At 63.3% G+C, this 17,044-nt stretch carries 21 protein-coding genes; 13 read left to right on the top strand and 8 right to left on the bottom strand.

Features of this window, described 5'->3' with window-relative positions; all coding sequences use genetic code 11:
* The first annotated feature begins 259 nt into the window (after positions 1-259).
* Genes C481_RS14225 through C481_RS14210 form a run of 4 tightly spaced genes read left to right on the top strand, consistent with a single transcriptional unit; the run spans position 260 to position 3,119 of the window.
* The gene (locus C481_RS14225) at positions 260-730 is read left to right on the top strand and encodes a 30S ribosomal protein S15 (protein ID WP_006109942.1); all 471 of its coding nucleotides are present in this window, start codon (positions 260-262) and stop codon (positions 728-730) included.
* Positions 731-779: 49 nt separating this feature from the next.
* The gene (locus C481_RS14220) at positions 780-2,087 is read left to right on the top strand and encodes a hypothetical protein (protein ID WP_006109941.1); all 1,308 of its coding nucleotides are present in this window, start codon (positions 780-782) and stop codon (positions 2,085-2,087) included.
* 2 nt (positions 2,088-2,089) lie between these two features.
* Positions 2,090-2,485: a KEOPS complex subunit Pcc1 gene (locus C481_RS14215; RefSeq protein ID WP_083860920.1), complete on the top strand. Its 396-nt coding sequence runs from the start codon at positions 2,090-2,092 to the stop codon at positions 2,483-2,485.
* The gene (locus tag C481_RS14210; protein WP_006109939.1) at positions 2,478-3,119 is read left to right on the top strand and encodes a 30S ribosomal protein S3ae; all 642 of its coding nucleotides are present in this window, start codon (positions 2,478-2,480) and stop codon (positions 3,117-3,119) included. Before C481_RS14215 ends, C481_RS14210 begins: the two co-directional genes overlap by 8 nt.
* Positions 3,120-3,222: 103 nt before the next feature.
* Here the strand turns inward: C481_RS14210 and truD are convergent, their stop codons facing one another.
* Complete coding sequence (truD, locus tag C481_RS14205) at positions 3,223-4,659, bottom strand: tRNA pseudouridine(13) synthase TruD (protein WP_006109938.1); 1,437 nt, start codon at positions 4,657-4,659, stop codon at positions 3,223-3,225.
* Positions 4,660-4,859: 200 nt separating this feature from the next.
* Between truD and C481_RS14200 the strand changes: the two genes are divergently transcribed.
* Positions 4,860-5,081, top strand: a complete 222-nt coding sequence (locus tag C481_RS14200) for a hypothetical protein (protein WP_006109936.1) — start codon at positions 4,860-4,862, stop codon at positions 5,079-5,081.
* 155 nt (positions 5,082-5,236) lie between these two features.
* Positions 5,237-5,707, top strand: coding sequence for a DUF7344 domain-containing protein (locus C481_RS14195; protein WP_049904673.1), 471 nt, complete (start codon positions 5,237-5,239; stop codon positions 5,705-5,707).
* Between the two features lie 132 nt (positions 5,708-5,839).
* Here the strand turns inward: C481_RS14195 and pth2 are convergent, their stop codons facing one another.
* Positions 5,840-6,178 carry a peptidyl-tRNA hydrolase Pth2 gene (gene pth2, locus C481_RS14190; protein ID WP_006109934.1) on the bottom strand — a complete coding sequence of 113 codons (339 nt, stop codon included), beginning with the start codon at positions 6,176-6,178 and terminating at the stop codon, positions 5,840-5,842.
* Positions 6,179-6,282: 104 nt separating this feature from the next.
* On the opposite strand from pth2, the gene C481_RS14185 reads away from it, so the two are divergent.
* Positions 6,283-6,906 carry a DsbA family protein gene (locus tag C481_RS14185; RefSeq protein ID WP_006109933.1) on the top strand — a complete coding sequence of 208 codons (624 nt, stop codon included), beginning with the start codon at positions 6,283-6,285 and terminating at the stop codon, positions 6,904-6,906.
* Between the two features lie 82 nt (positions 6,907-6,988).
* Positions 6,989-7,585 carry a dCTP deaminase gene (gene dcd / locus C481_RS14180; protein ID WP_006109932.1) on the top strand — a complete coding sequence of 199 codons (597 nt, stop codon included), beginning with the start codon at positions 6,989-6,991 and terminating at the stop codon, positions 7,583-7,585.
* 28 nt (positions 7,586-7,613) lie between these two features.
* Here the strand turns inward: dcd and C481_RS14175 are convergent, their stop codons facing one another.
* Positions 7,614-7,964: a hypothetical protein gene (locus tag C481_RS14175; RefSeq protein WP_006109931.1), complete on the bottom strand. Its 351-nt coding sequence runs from the start codon at positions 7,962-7,964 to the stop codon at positions 7,614-7,616.
* A 235-nt stretch (positions 7,965-8,199) separates the two neighbouring features.
* On the opposite strand from C481_RS14175, the gene C481_RS14170 reads away from it, so the two are divergent.
* Together C481_RS14170 and C481_RS14165 are read left to right on the top strand one after the other, a co-directional pair.
* Positions 8,200-9,099, top strand: coding sequence for a thiamine-phosphate synthase family protein (locus C481_RS14170; protein ID WP_006109930.1), 900 nt, complete (start codon positions 8,200-8,202; stop codon positions 9,097-9,099).
* Positions 9,100-9,235: 136 nt separating this feature from the next.
* Positions 9,236-9,907 (top strand): class I SAM-dependent methyltransferase, encoded by a 672-nt coding sequence (locus tag C481_RS14165; protein WP_006109929.1) that lies wholly within the window; start codon positions 9,236-9,238, stop codon positions 9,905-9,907.
* Between the two features lie 38 nt (positions 9,908-9,945).
* On the opposite strand, the gene C481_RS14160 is transcribed toward C481_RS14165, so the two are convergent.
* On the bottom strand, positions 9,946-10,356 hold the full coding sequence (locus C481_RS14160; protein WP_006109928.1) for an acyl-CoA thioesterase: 411 nt from the start codon (positions 10,354-10,356) through the stop codon (positions 9,946-9,948).
* Between the two features lie 114 nt (positions 10,357-10,470).
* Complete coding sequence (locus C481_RS14155; protein WP_006109927.1) at positions 10,471-11,241, bottom strand: DUF7001 family protein; 771 nt, start codon at positions 11,239-11,241, stop codon at positions 10,471-10,473.
* A 267-nt stretch (positions 11,242-11,508) separates the two neighbouring features.
* Here C481_RS14155 and C481_RS14150 point away from each other — a divergent pair, with 267 nt between their 5' ends.
* Positions 11,509-12,426, top strand: a complete 918-nt coding sequence (locus C481_RS14150; protein ID WP_006109926.1) for an ABC transporter ATP-binding protein — start codon at positions 11,509-11,511, stop codon at positions 12,424-12,426.
* Positions 12,423-13,274: an ABC transporter permease subunit gene (locus C481_RS14145; protein WP_006109925.1), complete on the top strand. Its 852-nt coding sequence runs from the start codon at positions 12,423-12,425 to the stop codon at positions 13,272-13,274. Before C481_RS14150 ends, C481_RS14145 begins: the two co-directional genes overlap by 4 nt.
* A 134-nt stretch (positions 13,275-13,408) precedes the next feature.
* Here C481_RS14145 and C481_RS14140 read toward each other — a convergent pair whose 3' ends face one another.
* From C481_RS14140 to C481_RS14130, 3 genes are all read right to left on the bottom strand, one after another.
* Positions 13,409-14,059: a hypothetical protein gene (locus tag C481_RS14140; RefSeq protein ID WP_006109924.1), complete on the bottom strand. Its 651-nt coding sequence runs from the start codon at positions 14,057-14,059 to the stop codon at positions 13,409-13,411.
* A 386-nt stretch (positions 14,060-14,445) separates the two neighbouring features.
* Positions 14,446-15,375 carry a sulfide-dependent adenosine diphosphate thiazole synthase gene (locus C481_RS14135; protein ID WP_006109923.1) on the bottom strand — a complete coding sequence of 310 codons (930 nt, stop codon included), beginning with the start codon at positions 15,373-15,375 and terminating at the stop codon, positions 14,446-14,448.
* A 158-nt stretch (positions 15,376-15,533) separates the two neighbouring features.
* Positions 15,534-15,971, bottom strand: a complete 438-nt coding sequence (locus C481_RS14130) for a cupredoxin domain-containing protein (RefSeq protein WP_006109922.1) — start codon at positions 15,969-15,971, stop codon at positions 15,534-15,536.
* A gap of 248 nt (positions 15,972-16,219) precedes the next feature.
* Between C481_RS14130 and C481_RS14125 the strand changes: the two genes are divergently transcribed.
* Complete coding sequence (locus tag C481_RS14125; protein WP_049904672.1) at positions 16,220-16,945, top strand: protein sorting system archaetidylserine synthase; 726 nt, start codon at positions 16,220-16,222, stop codon at positions 16,943-16,945.
* Positions 16,946-17,044 lie beyond the last annotated feature (99 nt).

Genomic DNA, 17,044 nt, shown 5'->3' with positions numbered 1-17,044 from the left:
GCGCAGGTCGGTCCCGCGATGCCGCGGCGAAACGAACGCGTATTGAAGACTGCCGCGACGGTCGCTCTAGATCTAGAAACCCTTTAGTCCGTCCCGCTGAAAGCGACGGTGGGAAGCGCACGGCCGCAAATCTGACTGTGCCACTCGCTTGGGTGGCTTGGGATTGCGGAAGTGCACCATGCACGTTCAGACAGTTGGGTCGCTGTATGGCATCGACTGTCGCGTCTTCGAGCGGTCAGTGCGGTTCCTATCCTCACCAATGGCACGAATGCATACGCGCCGTCGTGGCTCGTCCGGTTCGGACAAGCCCGCGGCAGACGAACCACCGGAGTGGAGCGACGTCGACCCCGACGAAGTCGAACAGCGGGTCGTCGAACTGGCAGAACAGGGCCACGATCCCAGCCAGATCGGGATCAAACTGCGTGACGAGGGCGTCACGGGAACGCCTGTCCCGGACGTGAAGCTGGTGACGGGCAAGAAGATCACCCAAATCCTCGACGAAAACGATGCCAAGGCAGACATCCCCGAGGATCTCCGTAATCTGATGGAGCGCGCCATCCGCCTGCGCGAGCACGTCCAGGAGAATCCGCAGGACTACCAGAACAAGCGTGCCCTGCAGAACACGGAGTCGAAGGTCCGCCGACTCGCCGACTACTACCGCGGCGACGAACTCGAGCCGGACTTTGCGTACTCCTACGAGATCGCTGTCGATCTCCTCGAAGAGAACTAACGCGTCCGACTCGTCGAGACACGACCACCCGCACGATCGTCCACGTTCAATGTCCACCGACGGCCACGCCGGCTCTACCGCCGTGACAGACGCCCCCGACATCGAGAGCGCCGGCTTCGTTCGCATCGTCACGCGAGCGGACGGCGATGCGCTCGCAGCGAGTGGGATTCTCGCCGCGGCGCTCTCTGAGTCGGAAATCCCGTTTCAGATGACGGTCGCCCGAACGGTCGGTGATCGGACCGACCGAGTTCGGGGACGGGATGAGCGAGACAGCGATAGCGACGAGCTGACGGTCGTCTTCGGTGCCGTCGACGTGGGTAATGCCGAGGCCGTCGTCCGGCTGGACTCCGACGACCGTCCGGCTACGCTCGCAGCGACCGACCTCGTTCGCGAGTTCAGTGCGGACGGCTCGACGGCAGTCGCCGGGGTTGATCCGGTGCTCGCGCTTGCTGGCCTCGTCGCAGCCGGCGTCGAACCCGGCGCTGGCGAGAGCGAGTGGCTCCTCGAGAGCGCTCGCGAACGCGGGCTCGTCGAGCGCCGACCCGGTGTCGCGGTGCCGACCGTCGACCCGATCGACGGCCTGGCGAACTCGACGCGATTGTGCGCGCCGTGGTCGGGCGATCCCGAGGCGACTCGCGATGCGCTCGCGGGGGCCGGACTCGAGTTCGACGAGCCGGCCTCGTTCGGCGCGGACGCGCATCGGACGATCGGCTCGCTCGTCGCGCTCGATGTCGTGGGAACCGAGGCGGCCACCGAGGCGGCCGCAACGTCGATCCAGCGCGTGTTACAGCCGTACGCGATCACCGGGACCGAATCCGATTCTGAGGACGAGTGCGCCTTTCCCACCGTCGGCGGCTACGCCGACGTGCTCGAGGCGACGGCTCGCACGGAACCCGGTACGGGGGCCGCACTGGCGATGGGCCACGACGCCGTCGGACCGGCGCTTTCGGCCTGGCGAACGCACGGAAAACGCGCACACGGCGCGCTCGAGACGGCCTCGACCGGCCGCTACGACGGGTTGTTCGTCGTGGATATTGACGACGGTCCCGTCGAAGCGGTTGCTCGCATGGCCGTCGAGTTCCGTTCGCCGGAGCCGACGGTGCTCGCCATCGGCGATGGTGAAGCGGCGATTGCGACGCGCGCGTCCGAGTCGGCGTCGCTTGCGGCGACCGTCGAAGCGGTGGCGCGCGAACTCGACGCCGACGGTATCCGTGCCGAGTACGACGTTGGGCCTCGACGCGGCTATCTGCAGTACGGCGTCACCGTCGATGGAGCCGAGAAGGACGAGAGCGCGGCCGGCGAAGAGAGACGGGTGGACAACTCGACGATCATCGCGGCAGTGAGGGAGCACTACTGATCATGCCATCGGAGACAGACACGGAGATGGCACCGCACAAACGCGCCACGATCCGCACCGACCACGACGATCCCGAACTCGTCGCGCGGGCGCTTCGCCCGGACAACACCGACGAGATGGAGACCGTCGTGGCGGACGAGACGACCGTCGTCACCCGGATCGAGCGCGAGACGACGGGCGGACTGCACTCGACGGTCGACGACTACGTCGTCAACCTCGAGGTTGCGGTCGATGTTGCTCGCACAGTGCGAGACGCTCCCGATGGACGAGACGGCGACCCCGCGGGCACCGACGCCACGGACGCCCCACCCGCAGACGCGACTGAACAGTACGACGACCCAGCGGACACGGGTACTGTGTCCGACGCTGATACCACAACACAAGAACACAATGAGTGAACGCTCAGTCTCACGTGCGAAACAGGAAAAGCGGTGGTACACCGTGCTCGCTCCGGAGCAGTTCGACCGGACCGAACTCGGCGAGACCCCCGCAGACGAACCGGAAAAAGTCTACGACCGAACCATCGAAACGACGCTCGGCGACCTCAACAACAACGCCAGCGAGAACAACACGAAGCTGACCTTCAAGATCACGGACGTCGGCAGCGACACCGCTTACACCGAGTTCCAGAAGCACTCGCTGACCCGCGACTACCTGCGCTCGCTGGTCCGTCGCGGTGCCTCGAAGATCGAGGCCTACGTCACCGTCCTCACGACGGACGACTACCGCGTGCAGGTCCAACCCGTCGCTTTCACGACCAAGAAGGCGGACGCGAGCCAGGAGAAAGCCATCCGCGAACAGATGGTCCAGATGGTCGAGGAGGCGGCCGCGGAGCGCACCTTTGCGGAACTCATCGACGGCGTCGTCGAGGGGCGACTCTCGTCCGCGATCTACGGCGAAGCCAAGACGATCTACCCGCTTCGCCGGGTCGAGATCCAGAAGGCAACGCTCGAAGCCCACCCCGAGGAAGTCGCCGAAGAGGAAGCGACCGCGGTCGATGTCGACGACGAAGACGTCGCGACGAGCGACTAATCGATTCGATTGAGACGCCCGTTTTGTTTTTTCGACGCCAGCGTACGAGCAGCGCCGCCGGAGGAACGAGCACGGACTGCGCTCCCGCGGCAACGATCGGTCGTCAGCCGAGACGGATCGGATCGACCTTCATGAACTCTCGCAGGACGACCGTTGCGTACGACCCCTTGGGAAGCGAAAACGAGAGGGTGAGTGCATCCGACCCGTCCTGCTCGGTCTGCTCGATGCCGAGTGCAGTGCGGAGGAGGACCGGTCGTCGCGTGCCGGTCGAGTGGAACTCGCCGGGGAGGTCGAAGTCGCCAGGGCGGAGTCCGAGGTCGTCCAGTACGTCCCGTTCGATTTCGCCCGGTTCGCCGTCGGCGAGTTCAGTGTCGGTGCCGACGAGCGGGGCGGTGACGAAGGCGCGGTTGCGCTCGCAGTGGCGGGTTACCGAGTGGACGCGGCGCTCGTCGACGCGCTGGAGGCGGTCGGTATCGGGGAGCGTGAGTTCGGCGGGGACGTCGTCGCCGGTGTCGGTAAAGCAGACGACGTCGCCGGCGACGGGACGGTCGAAGGGGAGGCCGCGTTCGAGGCGTTCGCCGAGGAGCAGGTTGAACGCGTAGGATTGGGCGGCGTGGACGAACAGACGTTGCAGGTTCGAGGGGACGGACTCGAGTGCGGCACGGAAGTCGTCGGGGCCGGGGTCGCCGTCGCACGCGGCGAGTTCGTGAAGCATCGAGCGTTCGTAGCGCAGCCGATTCGGGAATCGGTCGAGCGCCTGTTGCCAGTCCCTCGTCTCCTCGATGAACGTTCGGGCCGCCTGCGTCCCGTCGGGTTCGGCCTCGGTCGGAGCGCCCAGGTAGGCCATCACTGCGCCTTCCCAGTTGTCGCGGGCGATTTCGAGGCCGACTTCGTGGGTGACCGGCCGGCGGCTGCCGAACCGCTGCTGGCCGAAGTAGTTGGGGACGCCGATCGGGGCGGAATCGCTCGGTTCGGTTGCTACCGACCCGTCGGTCGTCGGTTCGCCGTCGCTGTCGCCGTCGGTGCGACCGGATTCACCGTCGAACGAGCCGAACGCCCGCAGTTCGCGGGCGATATCGGTCGCGTTCGCCGGCTCCGCGGGATCGCTGATGACGACTTCGAAGGCGTTGCCCGCAAGGTCGCCGAACTCGAGCGAGCGACCGGCGCGCCCGAGCGGTTCGAGTTCGGCGTCGTTGATGTCCGGCAGGTCCACCGCGTCCGTGCTGTAGACCGAAAAGAGCTGTGTGGTGACGGCATATTTGTCCTTGGTGCCGGCCCAGTTGATCCGTTCGCGGGAGACGCCGAGGGCGTCCGAGATGCGCGCGGCGAAGTCGTTCGTGTCCCACCCGTGAAGCGTCGCTCGGAAGACGAGGTGCGGATAGGCGTCCGTCGACGCGTCGATCGGTTCGGTCGAGAAGCGTTCGAGTTCACGAACGCGAAAGTGGTCGTCGGCCGCACGGAGGCGGCCGCCGGTGCCGTCGGTGTCGCTGACGTAGGCTGTCATTCCGACGGCGTGTTCGGTGGGGTGTGCCGGGCGCATGCTGATGGGGCGTTTGCGTGCGGAGACTAAATCGGTTTGTTCTCGCGGTCCACGCGGTGTGTCGGCTGGTGTCTGCCGCGGCTCCCCGCGAGCGGCCGTCCGGGCTCGTGAACGGATCGGGACGGGCCGATACGGTTATTGCCGCCGCTTGCCTCCTGGCAACAGGCAATCGAGTACCGATCTGTCTTTGCCGCCCGACCATGAATACGAATCACTCCCCCGAGGATCACACGGAAGCGACGGAGACCTTTGAAGCGGACCTCAAAACGCTGATCACGTCCGCGTTCGCACACGGTGCCGCCATCGAAGCGACGTGGGTGATCACGACGCCGCTGGCTGATGCCCCCAACTGGATCGTCACGGTCGAACGCGAGAACGCGGATTCGCAGTCGTCTGACTCGCATACGTCACCGGAGAAATGAGCCGAACCGATCAGTACTGCTGACGTTTTGTTCCCTCTTCATAAATCGACAATAAAGGTTATATGTACCCCCGTCAATTTGTACGTGTACTCTACTGAAGTCGGGGCGCGAGAATTGTCGGCGATCGAGAGCAGTGTAAGTGAAGTACGGAGCGCATGATGTCCGATACACGCAACTCCATCGATGACGCGACGGAACCACGACTGATCACTTCGACCGACCTGTTTGCCGCCTTCGCCGTCAAACGGCGACAGTATGCACTCGCCTATCTAGCGGCGCACCCGGTTCCGGTCTCGATCACGGACCTCGCTACCTTTATCACGCGGTCGGAACTCGAGTCCGACGACAGTTCGCTCGACGCGACCGACGATATGGCCGAACGGCAGCTTTCCCATACCAATGGCCGCTACACCGATCGCTACGAACGCGTCCTGACCGACCTCTATCACGTCCACCTGCCACACCTGTCCGACGCCGGCCTCCTCACCGCTACCGACGTGACTGAACTCGTCGAGTTGACGGTCGACCGGTGTGTTCTGTCGCCGTATCTCGATCTTACCGGAGTTACCGTTGATCTCGACAGTACCGTCGACGTCGACATCGAAATCGACGGCGACAGCGCATAACGCGATCAGCACGTGGGGGACGGTCAGTCGAGTAACACGGACTCTTGTCAGTCAGTTCCGAAGCAACCGCGAACCGTCTGCGGTTGCACCAAGAAATCGGTACGGCAGACCGTCTGATACAGACTGTAACAGTTAGAACAACGAGAGTTCACCAGTCACGCTATCGACCCGGTCATCGCCGGCCGGTCCGACCGCAAGTGCAGTGACGGTCCCCGGTTCGAGTTGCGTGTGGCCGGCATCCCGGATGATCGCGTTCGGAATGCCGTCTCGATCCGCGATCTCCGCGAGTTCGTGGAGTTGGCGCTCGCTCGTTCCTTTGAGGACGACCTTCTTCTGCCCGCCTTGCTTCCACTGATTTCGAAGTTGACTATCGGCCTTCTCGTATGCCGACAACGACGCGTGTGCGACCTGTGCGGCGAGTTTTCCCTGTCCCATTCCGATATCCGTTCGGGCGATGATGGCCTGTTTCATACGGGTGTTCTCGAGAGCGACGGATAAAGCAACGGCGATTACGACCATTAGGGCTCTGTTGTGGCGATCGACACACATTTCGTCCGAGGGGACGAATAGCCGCTATGAGCCGAACCCGGCGAGCGGTTCTCGCCACGACGGCGGCCGTCGGTATCGGTGGTGTTGCTGGCTGTCTCGGGAATGGGGGCCCGCCGGATGCACCGGTCAACGGCGATTCGGACGCCGACGTGACCGTTACTATCTACGAAGACTTCTCCTGTCCGTACTGCCAGACGTTCAAACTCCAGGTCTACCCCGACCTCGAAAGTCAGTACATCGAACCGGGGGAGATTCGGTACGAGCACCGCGATTTCCCGAATCCGGTTAACGAGAAATGGTCGTGGGAGGTCGCTAGCGCGGCACGCGAGGTCTTCGAGGATACAGGTAACGACGCCTTCTGGACCTTTGCAAGTGACATCTACGAGCACCTCGGATCCTACACCTACGATGTCATCGAGGAGGTCGCTAACGACGCCGGAGCGGATGGCGGGGCCGTCCGCGAGGCCGCCGAAGAAGAGCAACACCGGTCGGTAATCGAGGACAACAAGTCCCACGGCGAATCGAACGATGTCGCCGGGACGCCGGCCGTCTTCGTCGACGGCGAGCAGGTCGAGTTCTACGAGAGCGACGACTTCGTGATGATGGCACTCGAGCAGACGACGACGGCGATCGAAAACGCACTGGAGTAGCGCGGGGAGCGAAAGGCCGCGTCGGTCCGGCGCGACGACGGCAATCGGAACAGTTTCACATCCACCGTCCGACTCGTCGGATATGATCCTCTCCGATGCGGACATCAGCCGCCGACTCGACGCGGACGACCTCGTCGTCGAACCGCTCGACGATCCGGAACTGCAGATCCAACCCGCGAGTATCGACCTCCGTCTGGGACGGGAATTCCTCGAGTTCCAGCGGACGAACATCCCCTGCATTCACCCCGACTCCGAGCGCGAGGTCGACGAATACGTCACCGAGACGCTCGTCGAGGACGGCGACGACTTTATCCTTCATCCGGGCGATTTCGTTCTCGGAACGACCTACGAGCGCGTCGAGATTCCGGCGGACCTGATCGCCCACGTCGAGGGGCGCTCCTCGCTCGGCCGCCTCGCCGTCGTGGTCCACGCCACCGCGGGCCTCTGTGACCCCGGCTACCGGGGACAGATCACGCTCGAACTCTCGAATCTCGGAACGGCACCCGTCGCGCTGACGCCGGGCATGCGTATCTCACAGCTTACCTTTACGGAACTCAAGACGGAGGCGGAACGGCCCTACGGCAGCGAGCGCGGCTCGAAGTATCAGGATCAGGACGGTCCGCAGGCCTCGCGCATCCAGAGCGATCACGAGTTCGGCGGCGAGCAACTGGACCGCTAACGGACGATCGTCCCGCGAACTCGAATCCTCACCGATACCGGGCGACCGCGATCGCGACGGCGAGCCCCAAAACGACGCCGACGGCGAGCGAACTGACGGCGCCGAATATCGTGCCAGCCGCGATGAGGATACCGACGACGAGACCGACCGCGAATCCGCCCATTGCGCCCGCAAGCTCAGGTCTCCCGTCGGAGGTGTCGTCGGTGAGTTTCAGGGCGACGCCGATCGTTGCAACGGCACCGGTAACGAAGCCGGCCGGCAGCCCGAGAAACTGCGGATACGCGACCCAGTGACCCGTGATCTCGGTCACCCCGAGTCCAACTCCGAGAAATGCGGCGATGCCGGCACCGATCGCGAAGACGACTGCCTTGACGCTCATCGATCCGTTCGTTTACACCCCAGCGATAAGTATGTTCGAGTTCGGGTCGGCCGTCTCTGAACTCGACCTGCACACCTGAAGTGCGATCTGTGGCTCGTGGCTCGTCAATCGCGATCCGCGATCCGCGATCCGCGATCCGTGAGCCGTGAGCCGCGAGCCACGATCTGCGATCCGCAAACGGCAGCCCGAATCCCCGGAAAGTTAACCCCGCTGCGGTCCAAGGCCAGCCTACCGAATGCAATTCGTCGAAGAACTAGTGGTCGACGAGTTCCTGCCGACGGTCCGCTCGCTCCTGGCCGGGGAGCTTCGCGACCGGGGGCTCACCCAGAGCGAAGTCGCGACCGTCCTCGGGATCAGCCAGAGCGCCGTCTCGAAGTACGCTCACGGCGACGTTGCCACGAACGACCGTATCGCCGCCGACGAGCGCGTCGACAGCCTCGTCGACGAACTCGGTGCCGGACTCGCGGCCGGGGACATCACGCCCGTCCAGGCGCTCATCGAAATCGAGATCCTCATCCGCGAACTCGAAACCGGCGGCGACCTGCTCGCCCAACTCCACGAAGAGGCCGTTCCCGAACTCGCCGATCACGGATCGAGCTTCCGGGTGCACGATCCCGAGAACGACCGGCGGACCAGCGAGCGCGTCCTCTCGTCGCTCCGACGCGGCCTGCGGATTCTCGAGAACGCGAGCGGCTTCGCCGGCTTGATCCCGGCGGTCGGCTCGAACCTGGTCGCCTGCACGCCCGATGCATCGAACATCGACGACGTCGCCGGCGTTCCCGGGCGGATATTCGACGTGAAGGGAAAGGCGACGGTGCCGGCCGATCCCGAATTCGGCGTCTCCGAACACGTCGCGACGGTCCTGCTCTCGGCGCGCCGTCACGGCGCGACCGCCGAAGCGGCGATCAACGTCCGGTACGACGCCGACGTGCTCGCCGAACTCGAGGAACAGGGCCACGAGACGGCCGAGTTCGACGAGAGCGACGACGTCGGCTCGAGCGTCGGTGCGGCGATCGACGACCACCCCGACGCGACGGTGCTGTACCAGACCGGCGGGCCGGGGATCGAGCCGTTGATCTACCTCCTGGGTCCGGACGCGGAAGCCGTCGCGGACGACGTGCGCTCGCTGCTCTAATCTGGAGACTGGTGACGGGAACCCGCCGCTGCGGATGACACGCCGTCCCGCGTCCCCGCCCCAGCCCACCGCAAGCTTTTGGGACACCTGTCGAGAACACAGACCGAACGCGACGAACGGAGACCAGGACCGACGGATGACAACCGAAACCACACAGGAGTTCTACGGACGCTGGGCGCGCCTCTACGATCTGATCGCGCGTCGAACACCGGGCGTGTCGCGGCTGCGACGGCGAGTCGCCGCCGCCTGCCGACTCGATCCCGGCGACACCGTCGTCGAGATGGGCTGTGGAACCGGAGCGAACCTCCCCTATCTTCGCGAGCAGGTCGGCCCCGAAGGGACCGTCATCGGTATCGATGTAACACAGCCAGTACTTGCGCGTGCAGCCACGACGGCGGCCGACCGATACGACAACGTCCACGTCGTCCGCGGGGACGCGACGCGACCGCCGATCCCCGCCACCGACATCGACGCCGTCCTCGCAACCTTCGTCGTCGGCATGCTCGACGATCCAGCCGGCGCGGTCGACGACTGGTGCGAACTCGTCGGCCCCGGCGGCCACGTCGTCCTCGCCAACGCCGCCCGCAGCGAGGCGTGGTACGCCCCGCCGGTCAACGCCGTCTTCCGCGCCATCGTCGTCCTCTCGACGCCACCGACGACGCGACTTCGCTACGAGCATCCGCCCCACGTGCGCCTGGACGAGCGCATCGACGCGGCACACACCCGACTCAGAGCGAACTCGCGCGCCGTCGCCGACGAAACGCACCTCTTCGGCGTCGTTCGACTCACCGGCGGTGAACTCGAGTAACTATCGACGAGACGGCAAAACAGAACCGAAGCTCAGGACTACGCCGGTGCCTCGAGTTCTTCGAACTCGCGAACTCGATTCCGGACCGCGTCCGAAAGCGGCGTCGGGTGCCCCGTGTCGGGATCGACGCGGACGATCGTCGTTTCCGCGGTCGCGGCGATCTCGTCGCCGGTGCGGATCTCGTAGGTCATCGTACAACTGCTGTCGCCGAGGTCGGTTACTTCGAGCGCGACGGTAGGCTCGTCGTCCATCGTAATCGGACGTTCGTACGAAATTTCGAGATTCGCGATGACGAACGCCAGTTCCTCCTGAGGGATCTCGAGAACGTCCGCGATGTAGTCGGTTCGGGCGGCTTCGAGGTAACTCGCGTAGACGGCGTGGTTGACGTGATCCATCGGATCGAGGTCACGGTACCGAACGGGGACCGCGACGGTAAACTTCTCACTCATTGTGTGTTTCAAAAGTGGGTCGCACAAAAGTACACATCGGTTTCGGCGAGTTGCCGTTCGCGAATTCGGGACAGCGGCGAGACGCGGACCCGTCGTCGAGTCGCCCGACGACAGCTACGTCGACGCGCCGTACATCGCGGCGTGTTCGGCGCAGAACGCGGGCTCGCGCAACTGCGCCTCGATCAGTTCCTCGTGATAGTGCGCGTTAAAGAGCCGGCAAGAGTTTCGCTCGCAGAACGGCTCGCCCGTCTCCAGGTAGTGCACCGCCTGCAGCACGTACCCCTTCAGCGCGTCGGTCGTCCGCGGATCGTCCGCGACCAGGAACTCGCCTTCGACCTGGTTCTCGAGCACTTCCCGCGGCGGCGTATCGCCCGACAACAGGGCGTGGCGCTGCTGCTCTTCGTAGTACGCTTCGGGCTTCGCCGGCGCTTCGTAGAGGCCGGGGACCGAGATCAACGCCGGCTGTCCGAGGACGGAAACTCGCTTGTGCCAGCGGCCGTCGTGCTCGCCCCAGGTCCCGATCGCTCTGTCGAGCACCGGAACGTGTACCGCATCGAGTTCGCGTTCGGCCGCCGGCAACGCCTCGTTCAGCGCGCGCTGGATTCCGATACCATCGTAGAGTACCCCTCCCTCGCGCTCGGGGTCGTCGAGCGCTCGCTCCTCGTACCGGACCGTCCCCAGCATGGTGTTTCCCGTGCTGAACTCGTGCGGCGATTGCACGCGCGCCTCGGCGAACCGTTCGGCGAGGTCGTCGGTGCGGTGTACATCGAGGAACCGGTCGCGGACGGAAACGGATGCGTCGACGTGCGCTTCGAGCCAGTCGGCGATGGCCTCGGTGTCGGCCTCCGCCGTCGGCGCTCGGTAGATGACGATCTGCTCGACCATGTATTCGCTAGTTGTACCACAGAGTGAATTAGTTACGGTTGAACTCGTGTCAGTCGTTCTTGAATACACGAAAGCGGATTCACGAATTGTCGATCGAGCCTCTTGATCCAGCGAAGAGCGCCGCTCGAAGCTCGCGTGGGTCGTCGATCGGGTATCACGGCCGATACCCTCACCTTCTGACATACGACTGAATCGTTTCTTTTAAAATATAGTTCCAGTTATTCAAAATATATATACAATAAGCTATTTCACTGTAATAGACGACTCATGGCAGTCATTGAAGCCAATGCCCTCTCCAAGCGATACGGCGAAAGTACGGTCCTCGATTCGATCGATTTGCAGGTGGAAGAAGGAGAAATATTTGGATTTCTTGGTCCGAACGGCGCAGGGAAATCTACGTTTATCGACATTCTGCTCGATTTTCGGCGACCGACCTCCGGGCAGCTTTCGGTTCTCGGTCACGACTCCCAGCGAGAATCCAAAATCGTTCGACAGCGGTCCGGAATTCTCCCGGACGGATACGAGCTGTACAGCCGACTTCCCGGACGACAGCATATCGAGTTCGCCGCTACCGTCGCTGGCGTCGATAGCCGCCCGGATCGCGTACTCGCTCGAGTCGGACTCGAAGGCGACGGCGACCAGCCGGTCGGCAGCTACTCCAAGGGAATGTGCCAGCGTCTCGCTCTCGGCATGGTACTTGCCAGTGATCCGGATCTGCTTATCCTCGACGAACCGGCGTCCGGACTCGACCCGAACGGAATCCAACAACTGCAGGAGATCGTTCGAGAAGAGGCCGACCGCGGAACGACGGTGTTTTTCTCGAGTCACCTTCTCGAACAGGTCGAGGCCGTCTGCGACCGCGTCGGTATCCTCAACGACGGAGAGTTGCTCGCGGTCGACGCCATCGACGCCTTACAGGAGGCGATCGGCGGCAGTTCCGAACTCCTTCTTACGGTCGACGACCAACCGATCGAGTCGTCGCTCCGATCCCTCGAAGAACTCGATGGGATCACCGACGTTGACGCCGACGGGACGACGATCCGGCTCTCCTGTTCCGATCCGGCGGTCAAATCCAAGGCGATCACGCAGACGAGCAGCGCGGGCCTGACGGTGACCGATGTCGACGTTCAACGACGGTCGCTCGAGGAGTTGTTCTCGGAGTATACGGAGGCCGGGGACCGATGAATCGCAAGAACGTTCTCTCGATCGCTAAACACGACTTCGAACAACTGATCCGGTCGAAGATCGTCTGGCTCGGCATCGTCGTGCTGACGGTCTATCTCGTGTACGAGTGGCACACGTCCTCACAGCACCTGATCGGGAGCGCCTGGAGCATTATGATCGATCCGTTCGTCATTATGAGCCCGCTGTACGCCATCGGGCTCGGCTACACGGCGATCGCGGGAGAACGCGCCTCGGGACGGATCCGACTCTCGCTCGGGGCCGGACTCACTCGACCCGAATTAGTAGCCGGGAAACTCCTCAGTCGATTCGTCACGCTCGTGAGCGTCCTCTGGCTTCCGGTCGTCATCGCCGCCGTCATCGTAACCGTCGGGTGGCAACCCACCGAGGCGACAGCCGTCGGCTTTCTCGGCGCGATGGTGGTCGTAACGGTGACCAGCACGGCGTGGCTCGGCATCGCACTCGGTGCCTCCTGTAGCGCGTCGACGCAACTCCGTTCGATCGCGATCGGCGGCTTCCTCGTCTTTCTCTTTCTCTACGCGTGGCAGTCCATCTTGGAACTACTCATGTTCGTACAGACTGGTTCGACGGATCTCGGAATAGACATCACCACCGGTCTCGTCGATATCTTCGACCCGGCGTGGTTCCCCTACGCCGTCCGCGTCAATCCCGTTAATGCGTTCGAAGCCACACAGTGGTACGTCCCGAACCTGCTCGAGGCGCTCGCCGCCGGAGAAACGATCGACGCGGCTCACGGACCGAACCTCTTCGGACTGGCAATGTTACTCGTCTGGGGGACCGTCCCGATCGCCATCGGCTACTACCGGTTCATCCACGCAGAACTCGAGTGAGCCCACGATAACGTTCGGTGTCCCTCGACGCAGTGTTTTCACCACTAACATGGCGCTGATTGGAGACCTGTACTGCCGCTATGAAGCGAGTGCAACAGGACCGGTAACACGAAAGATTAGATTCTCGGTCGGCGTTAGCAACCGCAGTCCCGACCGGTAACACACTCTCCGTTGTCGCAGGTTTGGCAGTACCGTCTGTCGTTCCACGGCTGAGTGTTACAGAACCGGCCGCACGTACACCCGCCACAGTTGCTCCCGCAGTCGAGAGCGTTCGCGTCGGGTTCGTGGATGAGTTGCTTATACTTGTCTTCGGTACCGTCAATGACGAACAACGTTGTTTCCGAACGCTCCTCAGGGTAGTACGCCGCAAACGGTTCGCCTTCGGAATCGAAAGTAATCTGAAGGGGACCCTTGCCAGTCGGCAGTCGGAAGTGCACTTCCGGACCGGCCTTCCCCTCTCGGTAGTACGTGTCTCGAGCGCGGTCGACAACATTCCCGAGTGAACTCGCCCGAATGATATCGTTCGCTCTCAACGTTTTCAACAACTGCTCTCCGGTCACCATCGCCTCGGAAAGTGACCGCTCGTCGTCGGCGACGACATCGAGTTCGCGCAGCGTCTCCAGCGCCCCGTCTCTCTCTAAATCGAGATCGGTTTTCTCGATTCCGTCGGATTCGGCTGCGACGCTCGACGAAAGCGCTCCCGCCCCGACGCCAGCAACGCCGGCACTACCGAGTGTTCGTAGAACTGTACGTCGTGATCTGTCTAGGTTATCATTGCAAGACATTGATGAATAATATAATATAATCATTAATAAATATAGGGTAGATAATAGAAGATTTCTGAATAGACGCATATAACACTACATATTGTAATATCATGTTAACAATGGTATCTCACATATGTGCCACCCAATCCAATGACCAATGATAATATCTCATTGATATTATGGGGCTATAGAAGTGTAAGTAAAGAATACCAAACGCCAAAATCATGTTCTCGCCGTTCGATCTGGAGTAACACGGTCGAGCAACGCAAAGAGTTCGAAGAGTTCGTCCGGAACACTACCGGGCGATCCAACTGCTGCTTCCGTTGCGTCGAGGGCGAGGTGTGGGAGAGGAGACGATCGTCGCTTCGCGGCCAGTCGCCGACGGACGAAGCGACCGGTCGGTTTCAGTCGTCGGCCGGCGCGGCGCGCGAGGTCAACTCGACCGGCTCGGCGTCGACTTCGAGTTCGTCGAGCGCGACCTGGGCGGCGCGCTTGCCAGAGACGAGCATGGCACCGAAGGTGGGCCCCATCCGCGGGAGTCCGTAGGTCGTTGCAGTCGCCATTCCGGTCGCGATCAGGCCGTCGTGTACGAGGCCGGTGTGCTCGACGACGGCGTCCTCGGACTTGCCGACCCACATCGAGTCGTGGCCCGGTGAGTCGTGGCCGGGCGCGCCGTAGCTGTCGTCGCCGGTCTGGTCCATGCCGGTCGCGCTGGCTTCGGCGTCGCCGATACCCGGGGCGTCGAGCACGCCGCGCTCGTCGAGTTTCTTGACCGCCATCGCGTCGTGGCCGGTCGCGTCGATGACCAGGTCGGCCTCGACCGCGATCGGATCGACGCAGGTGATCTCGCGCGGGAGCGCGTGGACCGGCGTCCAGTTCATCACGATTCCCGAGACCTTGTGGTCCTCGCGGATGACGATATCGGTGAACTCGGTCATGTTCTGCATCTTCGCGCCGGCGTCGCAGGCGGCCTTGATGAGCCCGGAACAGGCCTCGGGACCGTTCGCGATGTACAGTCCCTCGCTATCCTGGGACTGTTTGTACGAGACATCGAGGTCCGCTAAGACCTGCTGGGCGGGATCGCGGACGGTAACCTTGTTCATCAGGAACCCGCCGAGCCAGAACCCGCCGCCGAGGTAGTTGTTCTTCTCGACGACCATCGTCTTGACGCCGCGCTCGGAGAGTTCTTTCGCGGCCGTGAGCCCGGAGGGGCCGCCGCCGATGATGATCACGTCCGAGTCCGAGAAGTCCATGAACTCCTCGGTCCATTCCTGCCCGATTGCGCGCGTAACGTCGGCTTCGCCGACTTGGCTGAACTGATCAAACTCGCTCATACAACTAGGTGGTATCATCCAGTAGTGAAAAGTCTATCGTGAGGACGACGCGAGAGCCGCCGCTCACCGAGTACGTGACCAACGGCCGGAAAACGGACTTGTGACGGCCGATAGGCGCGATATCCGCTGCCGTCGGCTCCCAAACGGAACTGAAAAGATTACTCGCTGACGATAATCGTCCCGACCATGTCCGCGTTGACGTGCGGAATACAGATGTACTCGTACCGGCCGGGGACATCGAAGGTGTGCTCGAACGTCTCGCGGGTATCGAGTCCGCCGCTGTGGTTCTCGCGCCACTGCTCGCGAGCGGTCGCGTCGTCCTCGAAACCGCCGGTCGCGAAGTACTCTGCACCGTCCGGAATGCCCGATTCGAGCGCCGTAATCGTGTGAATCGCACCGCTCGTGTTCTTCCAGACGACCGTCTCCCCGACGGTAGCCTCGTACTCTCTGGGGAGGAACTCGTTGCGAGTCATCCCGATGGTGCAGTCGTCGCCGCTACAGGGCGAATCGTCGAACACGCCGAGCGTGGAGGTACAGCCGGCAAGGCTGGCCGAGAGGGAAGTGCCGACGGCGGCGAGATAGGCGCGCCGGTTCATACCGAACGCTTGGGAGACTCGCGATATAATCGCCCCGGTTCCGGGCTCCGGTTCGACGCTCGAACCACCGTCGGAGCTGTCCCGCCTGGAGCCACGTCTCCGGCGTTCTCTACTCTTTCCCCTCTGCACTCTCCCCAGCCATGCACCCCAATCTCTCCCGGCTCCCGCGCTCGTCCCACACGACTCCCATACTCCCTGTCGTCATGAAACGAAAACACGTAAGGTACACGCCCGCCGAATCCGCGAGTATGCTCCCCCGGTTCGTCGGGCGACTGGGCGTCGCCGACGCGGTGACGATCGCCAATGCCGCCCTGGGGTTCGTCGCCGTCGTCGTCGCCTTCGTCGACATCGACCTCGCCGCCCGACTCATCCTGTTCGCCGCCGTCGCCGACGGTCTCGACGGTATCCTGGCCCGCCGCTACGGCGGCACCGATGCCGGCCCCTACCTCGACTCTCTCGCCGACGTCGCCTCCTTCGCCGTCGCCCCCGCCGCCCTCGCGTTCGTCGTCATCACGGCCGGACTCGACATCTCGCACGAGACCGTGACGGGTGAACTACTGCTCGTCTCCGGCGTCTGTGCGCTGTTCGTCGCCATGGCCGTCGCTCGACTCGGTCTCTACACGGCCTACGATACCGCCGTCAACTACACCGAAGGCGTCCAGACGACCCTCGCGGCGACCGTCCTGGGTGCGGCGATCCTCGCCGGCGTCGCCGATCCCTGGCTCGTCCTCGCCGTGACGGGCGCGTTCTGTTACCTGATGGTCTCGCGGATCAGCTACCCGGACCTGCTCGCCCGCGACGCGGCCATCATGGGCGTCGTCCACGTCCTCGCGATCTTGATCCCGAATTTCGCCGGGCGCACGTTTCCCTACGCCCTCTTGACGCTCGGACTCGCCTACATGACGCTCAGTCCGTGGTTCTACTGGCGCGAGGAAACTCCCCGGCAGGGGACGACCGCGCATGGAAACGCTTAGGACGATCCTGACACGACCGTAGCGTATGAACAGTGGTACGCGTCGGCGTCGTCCCACCCCCGGGGCGGTGAGAGTATGAGCTGTCTCTTATACACATCT

Source organism: Natrialba asiatica DSM 12278 (assembly GCF_000337555.1).
Lineage (GTDB): Archaea > Halobacteriota > Halobacteria > Halobacteriales > Natrialbaceae > Natrialba > Natrialba asiatica.
The sequence above is the reverse complement of the archived record's forward strand: the minus strand, read 5'-3'. Positions and strand labels throughout refer to the sequence as shown.

Excerpts from the sequence above, each read along its gene's own strand:
- C481_RS14225 (WP_006109942.1), top strand. The coding sequence starts at position 260 with ATGGCACGAATGCATACGCGCCGTCGTGGCTCGTCCGGTTCGGACAAG.
- C481_RS14220 (WP_006109941.1), top strand. The coding sequence starts at position 780 with ATGTCCACCGACGGCCACGCCGGCTCTACCGCCGTGACAGACGCCCCC.
- C481_RS14215 (WP_083860920.1), top strand. The coding sequence starts at position 2,090 with ATGCCATCGGAGACAGACACGGAGATGGCACCGCACAAACGCGCCACG.
- C481_RS14210 (WP_006109939.1), top strand. The coding sequence starts at position 2,478 with ATGAGTGAACGCTCAGTCTCACGTGCGAAACAGGAAAAGCGGTGGTAC.
- truD (WP_006109938.1), bottom strand. The coding sequence starts at position 4,659 with ATGCGCCCGGCACACCCCACCGAACACGCCGTCGGAATGACAGCCTAC.
- C481_RS14200 (WP_006109936.1), top strand. The coding sequence starts at position 4,860 with ATGAATACGAATCACTCCCCCGAGGATCACACGGAAGCGACGGAGACC.
- C481_RS14195 (WP_049904673.1), top strand. The coding sequence starts at position 5,237 with ATGATGTCCGATACACGCAACTCCATCGATGACGCGACGGAACCACGA.
- pth2 (WP_006109934.1), bottom strand. The coding sequence starts at position 6,178 with ATGAAACAGGCCATCATCGCCCGAACGGATATCGGAATGGGACAGGGA.
- C481_RS14185 (WP_006109933.1), top strand. The coding sequence starts at position 6,283 with ATGAGCCGAACCCGGCGAGCGGTTCTCGCCACGACGGCGGCCGTCGGT.
- dcd (WP_006109932.1), top strand. The coding sequence starts at position 6,989 with ATGATCCTCTCCGATGCGGACATCAGCCGCCGACTCGACGCGGACGAC.
- C481_RS14175 (WP_006109931.1), bottom strand. The coding sequence starts at position 7,964 with ATGAGCGTCAAGGCAGTCGTCTTCGCGATCGGTGCCGGCATCGCCGCA.
- C481_RS14170 (WP_006109930.1), top strand. The coding sequence starts at position 8,200 with ATGCAATTCGTCGAAGAACTAGTGGTCGACGAGTTCCTGCCGACGGTC.
- C481_RS14165 (WP_006109929.1), top strand. The coding sequence starts at position 9,236 with ATGACAACCGAAACCACACAGGAGTTCTACGGACGCTGGGCGCGCCTC.
- C481_RS14160 (WP_006109928.1), bottom strand. The coding sequence starts at position 10,356 with ATGAGTGAGAAGTTTACCGTCGCGGTCCCCGTTCGGTACCGTGACCTC.
- C481_RS14155 (WP_006109927.1), bottom strand. The coding sequence starts at position 11,241 with ATGGTCGAGCAGATCGTCATCTACCGAGCGCCGACGGCGGAGGCCGAC.
- C481_RS14150 (WP_006109926.1), top strand. The coding sequence starts at position 11,509 with ATGGCAGTCATTGAAGCCAATGCCCTCTCCAAGCGATACGGCGAAAGT.
- C481_RS14145 (WP_006109925.1), top strand. The coding sequence starts at position 12,423 with ATGAATCGCAAGAACGTTCTCTCGATCGCTAAACACGACTTCGAACAA.
- C481_RS14140 (WP_006109924.1), bottom strand. The coding sequence starts at position 14,059 with ATGTCTTGCAATGATAACCTAGACAGATCACGACGTACAGTTCTACGA.
- C481_RS14135 (WP_006109923.1), bottom strand. The coding sequence starts at position 15,375 with ATGAGCGAGTTTGATCAGTTCAGCCAAGTCGGCGAAGCCGACGTTACG.
- C481_RS14130 (WP_006109922.1), bottom strand. The coding sequence starts at position 15,971 with ATGAACCGGCGCGCCTATCTCGCCGCCGTCGGCACTTCCCTCTCGGCC.
- C481_RS14125 (WP_049904672.1), top strand. The coding sequence starts at position 16,220 with ATGCTCCCCCGGTTCGTCGGGCGACTGGGCGTCGCCGACGCGGTGACG.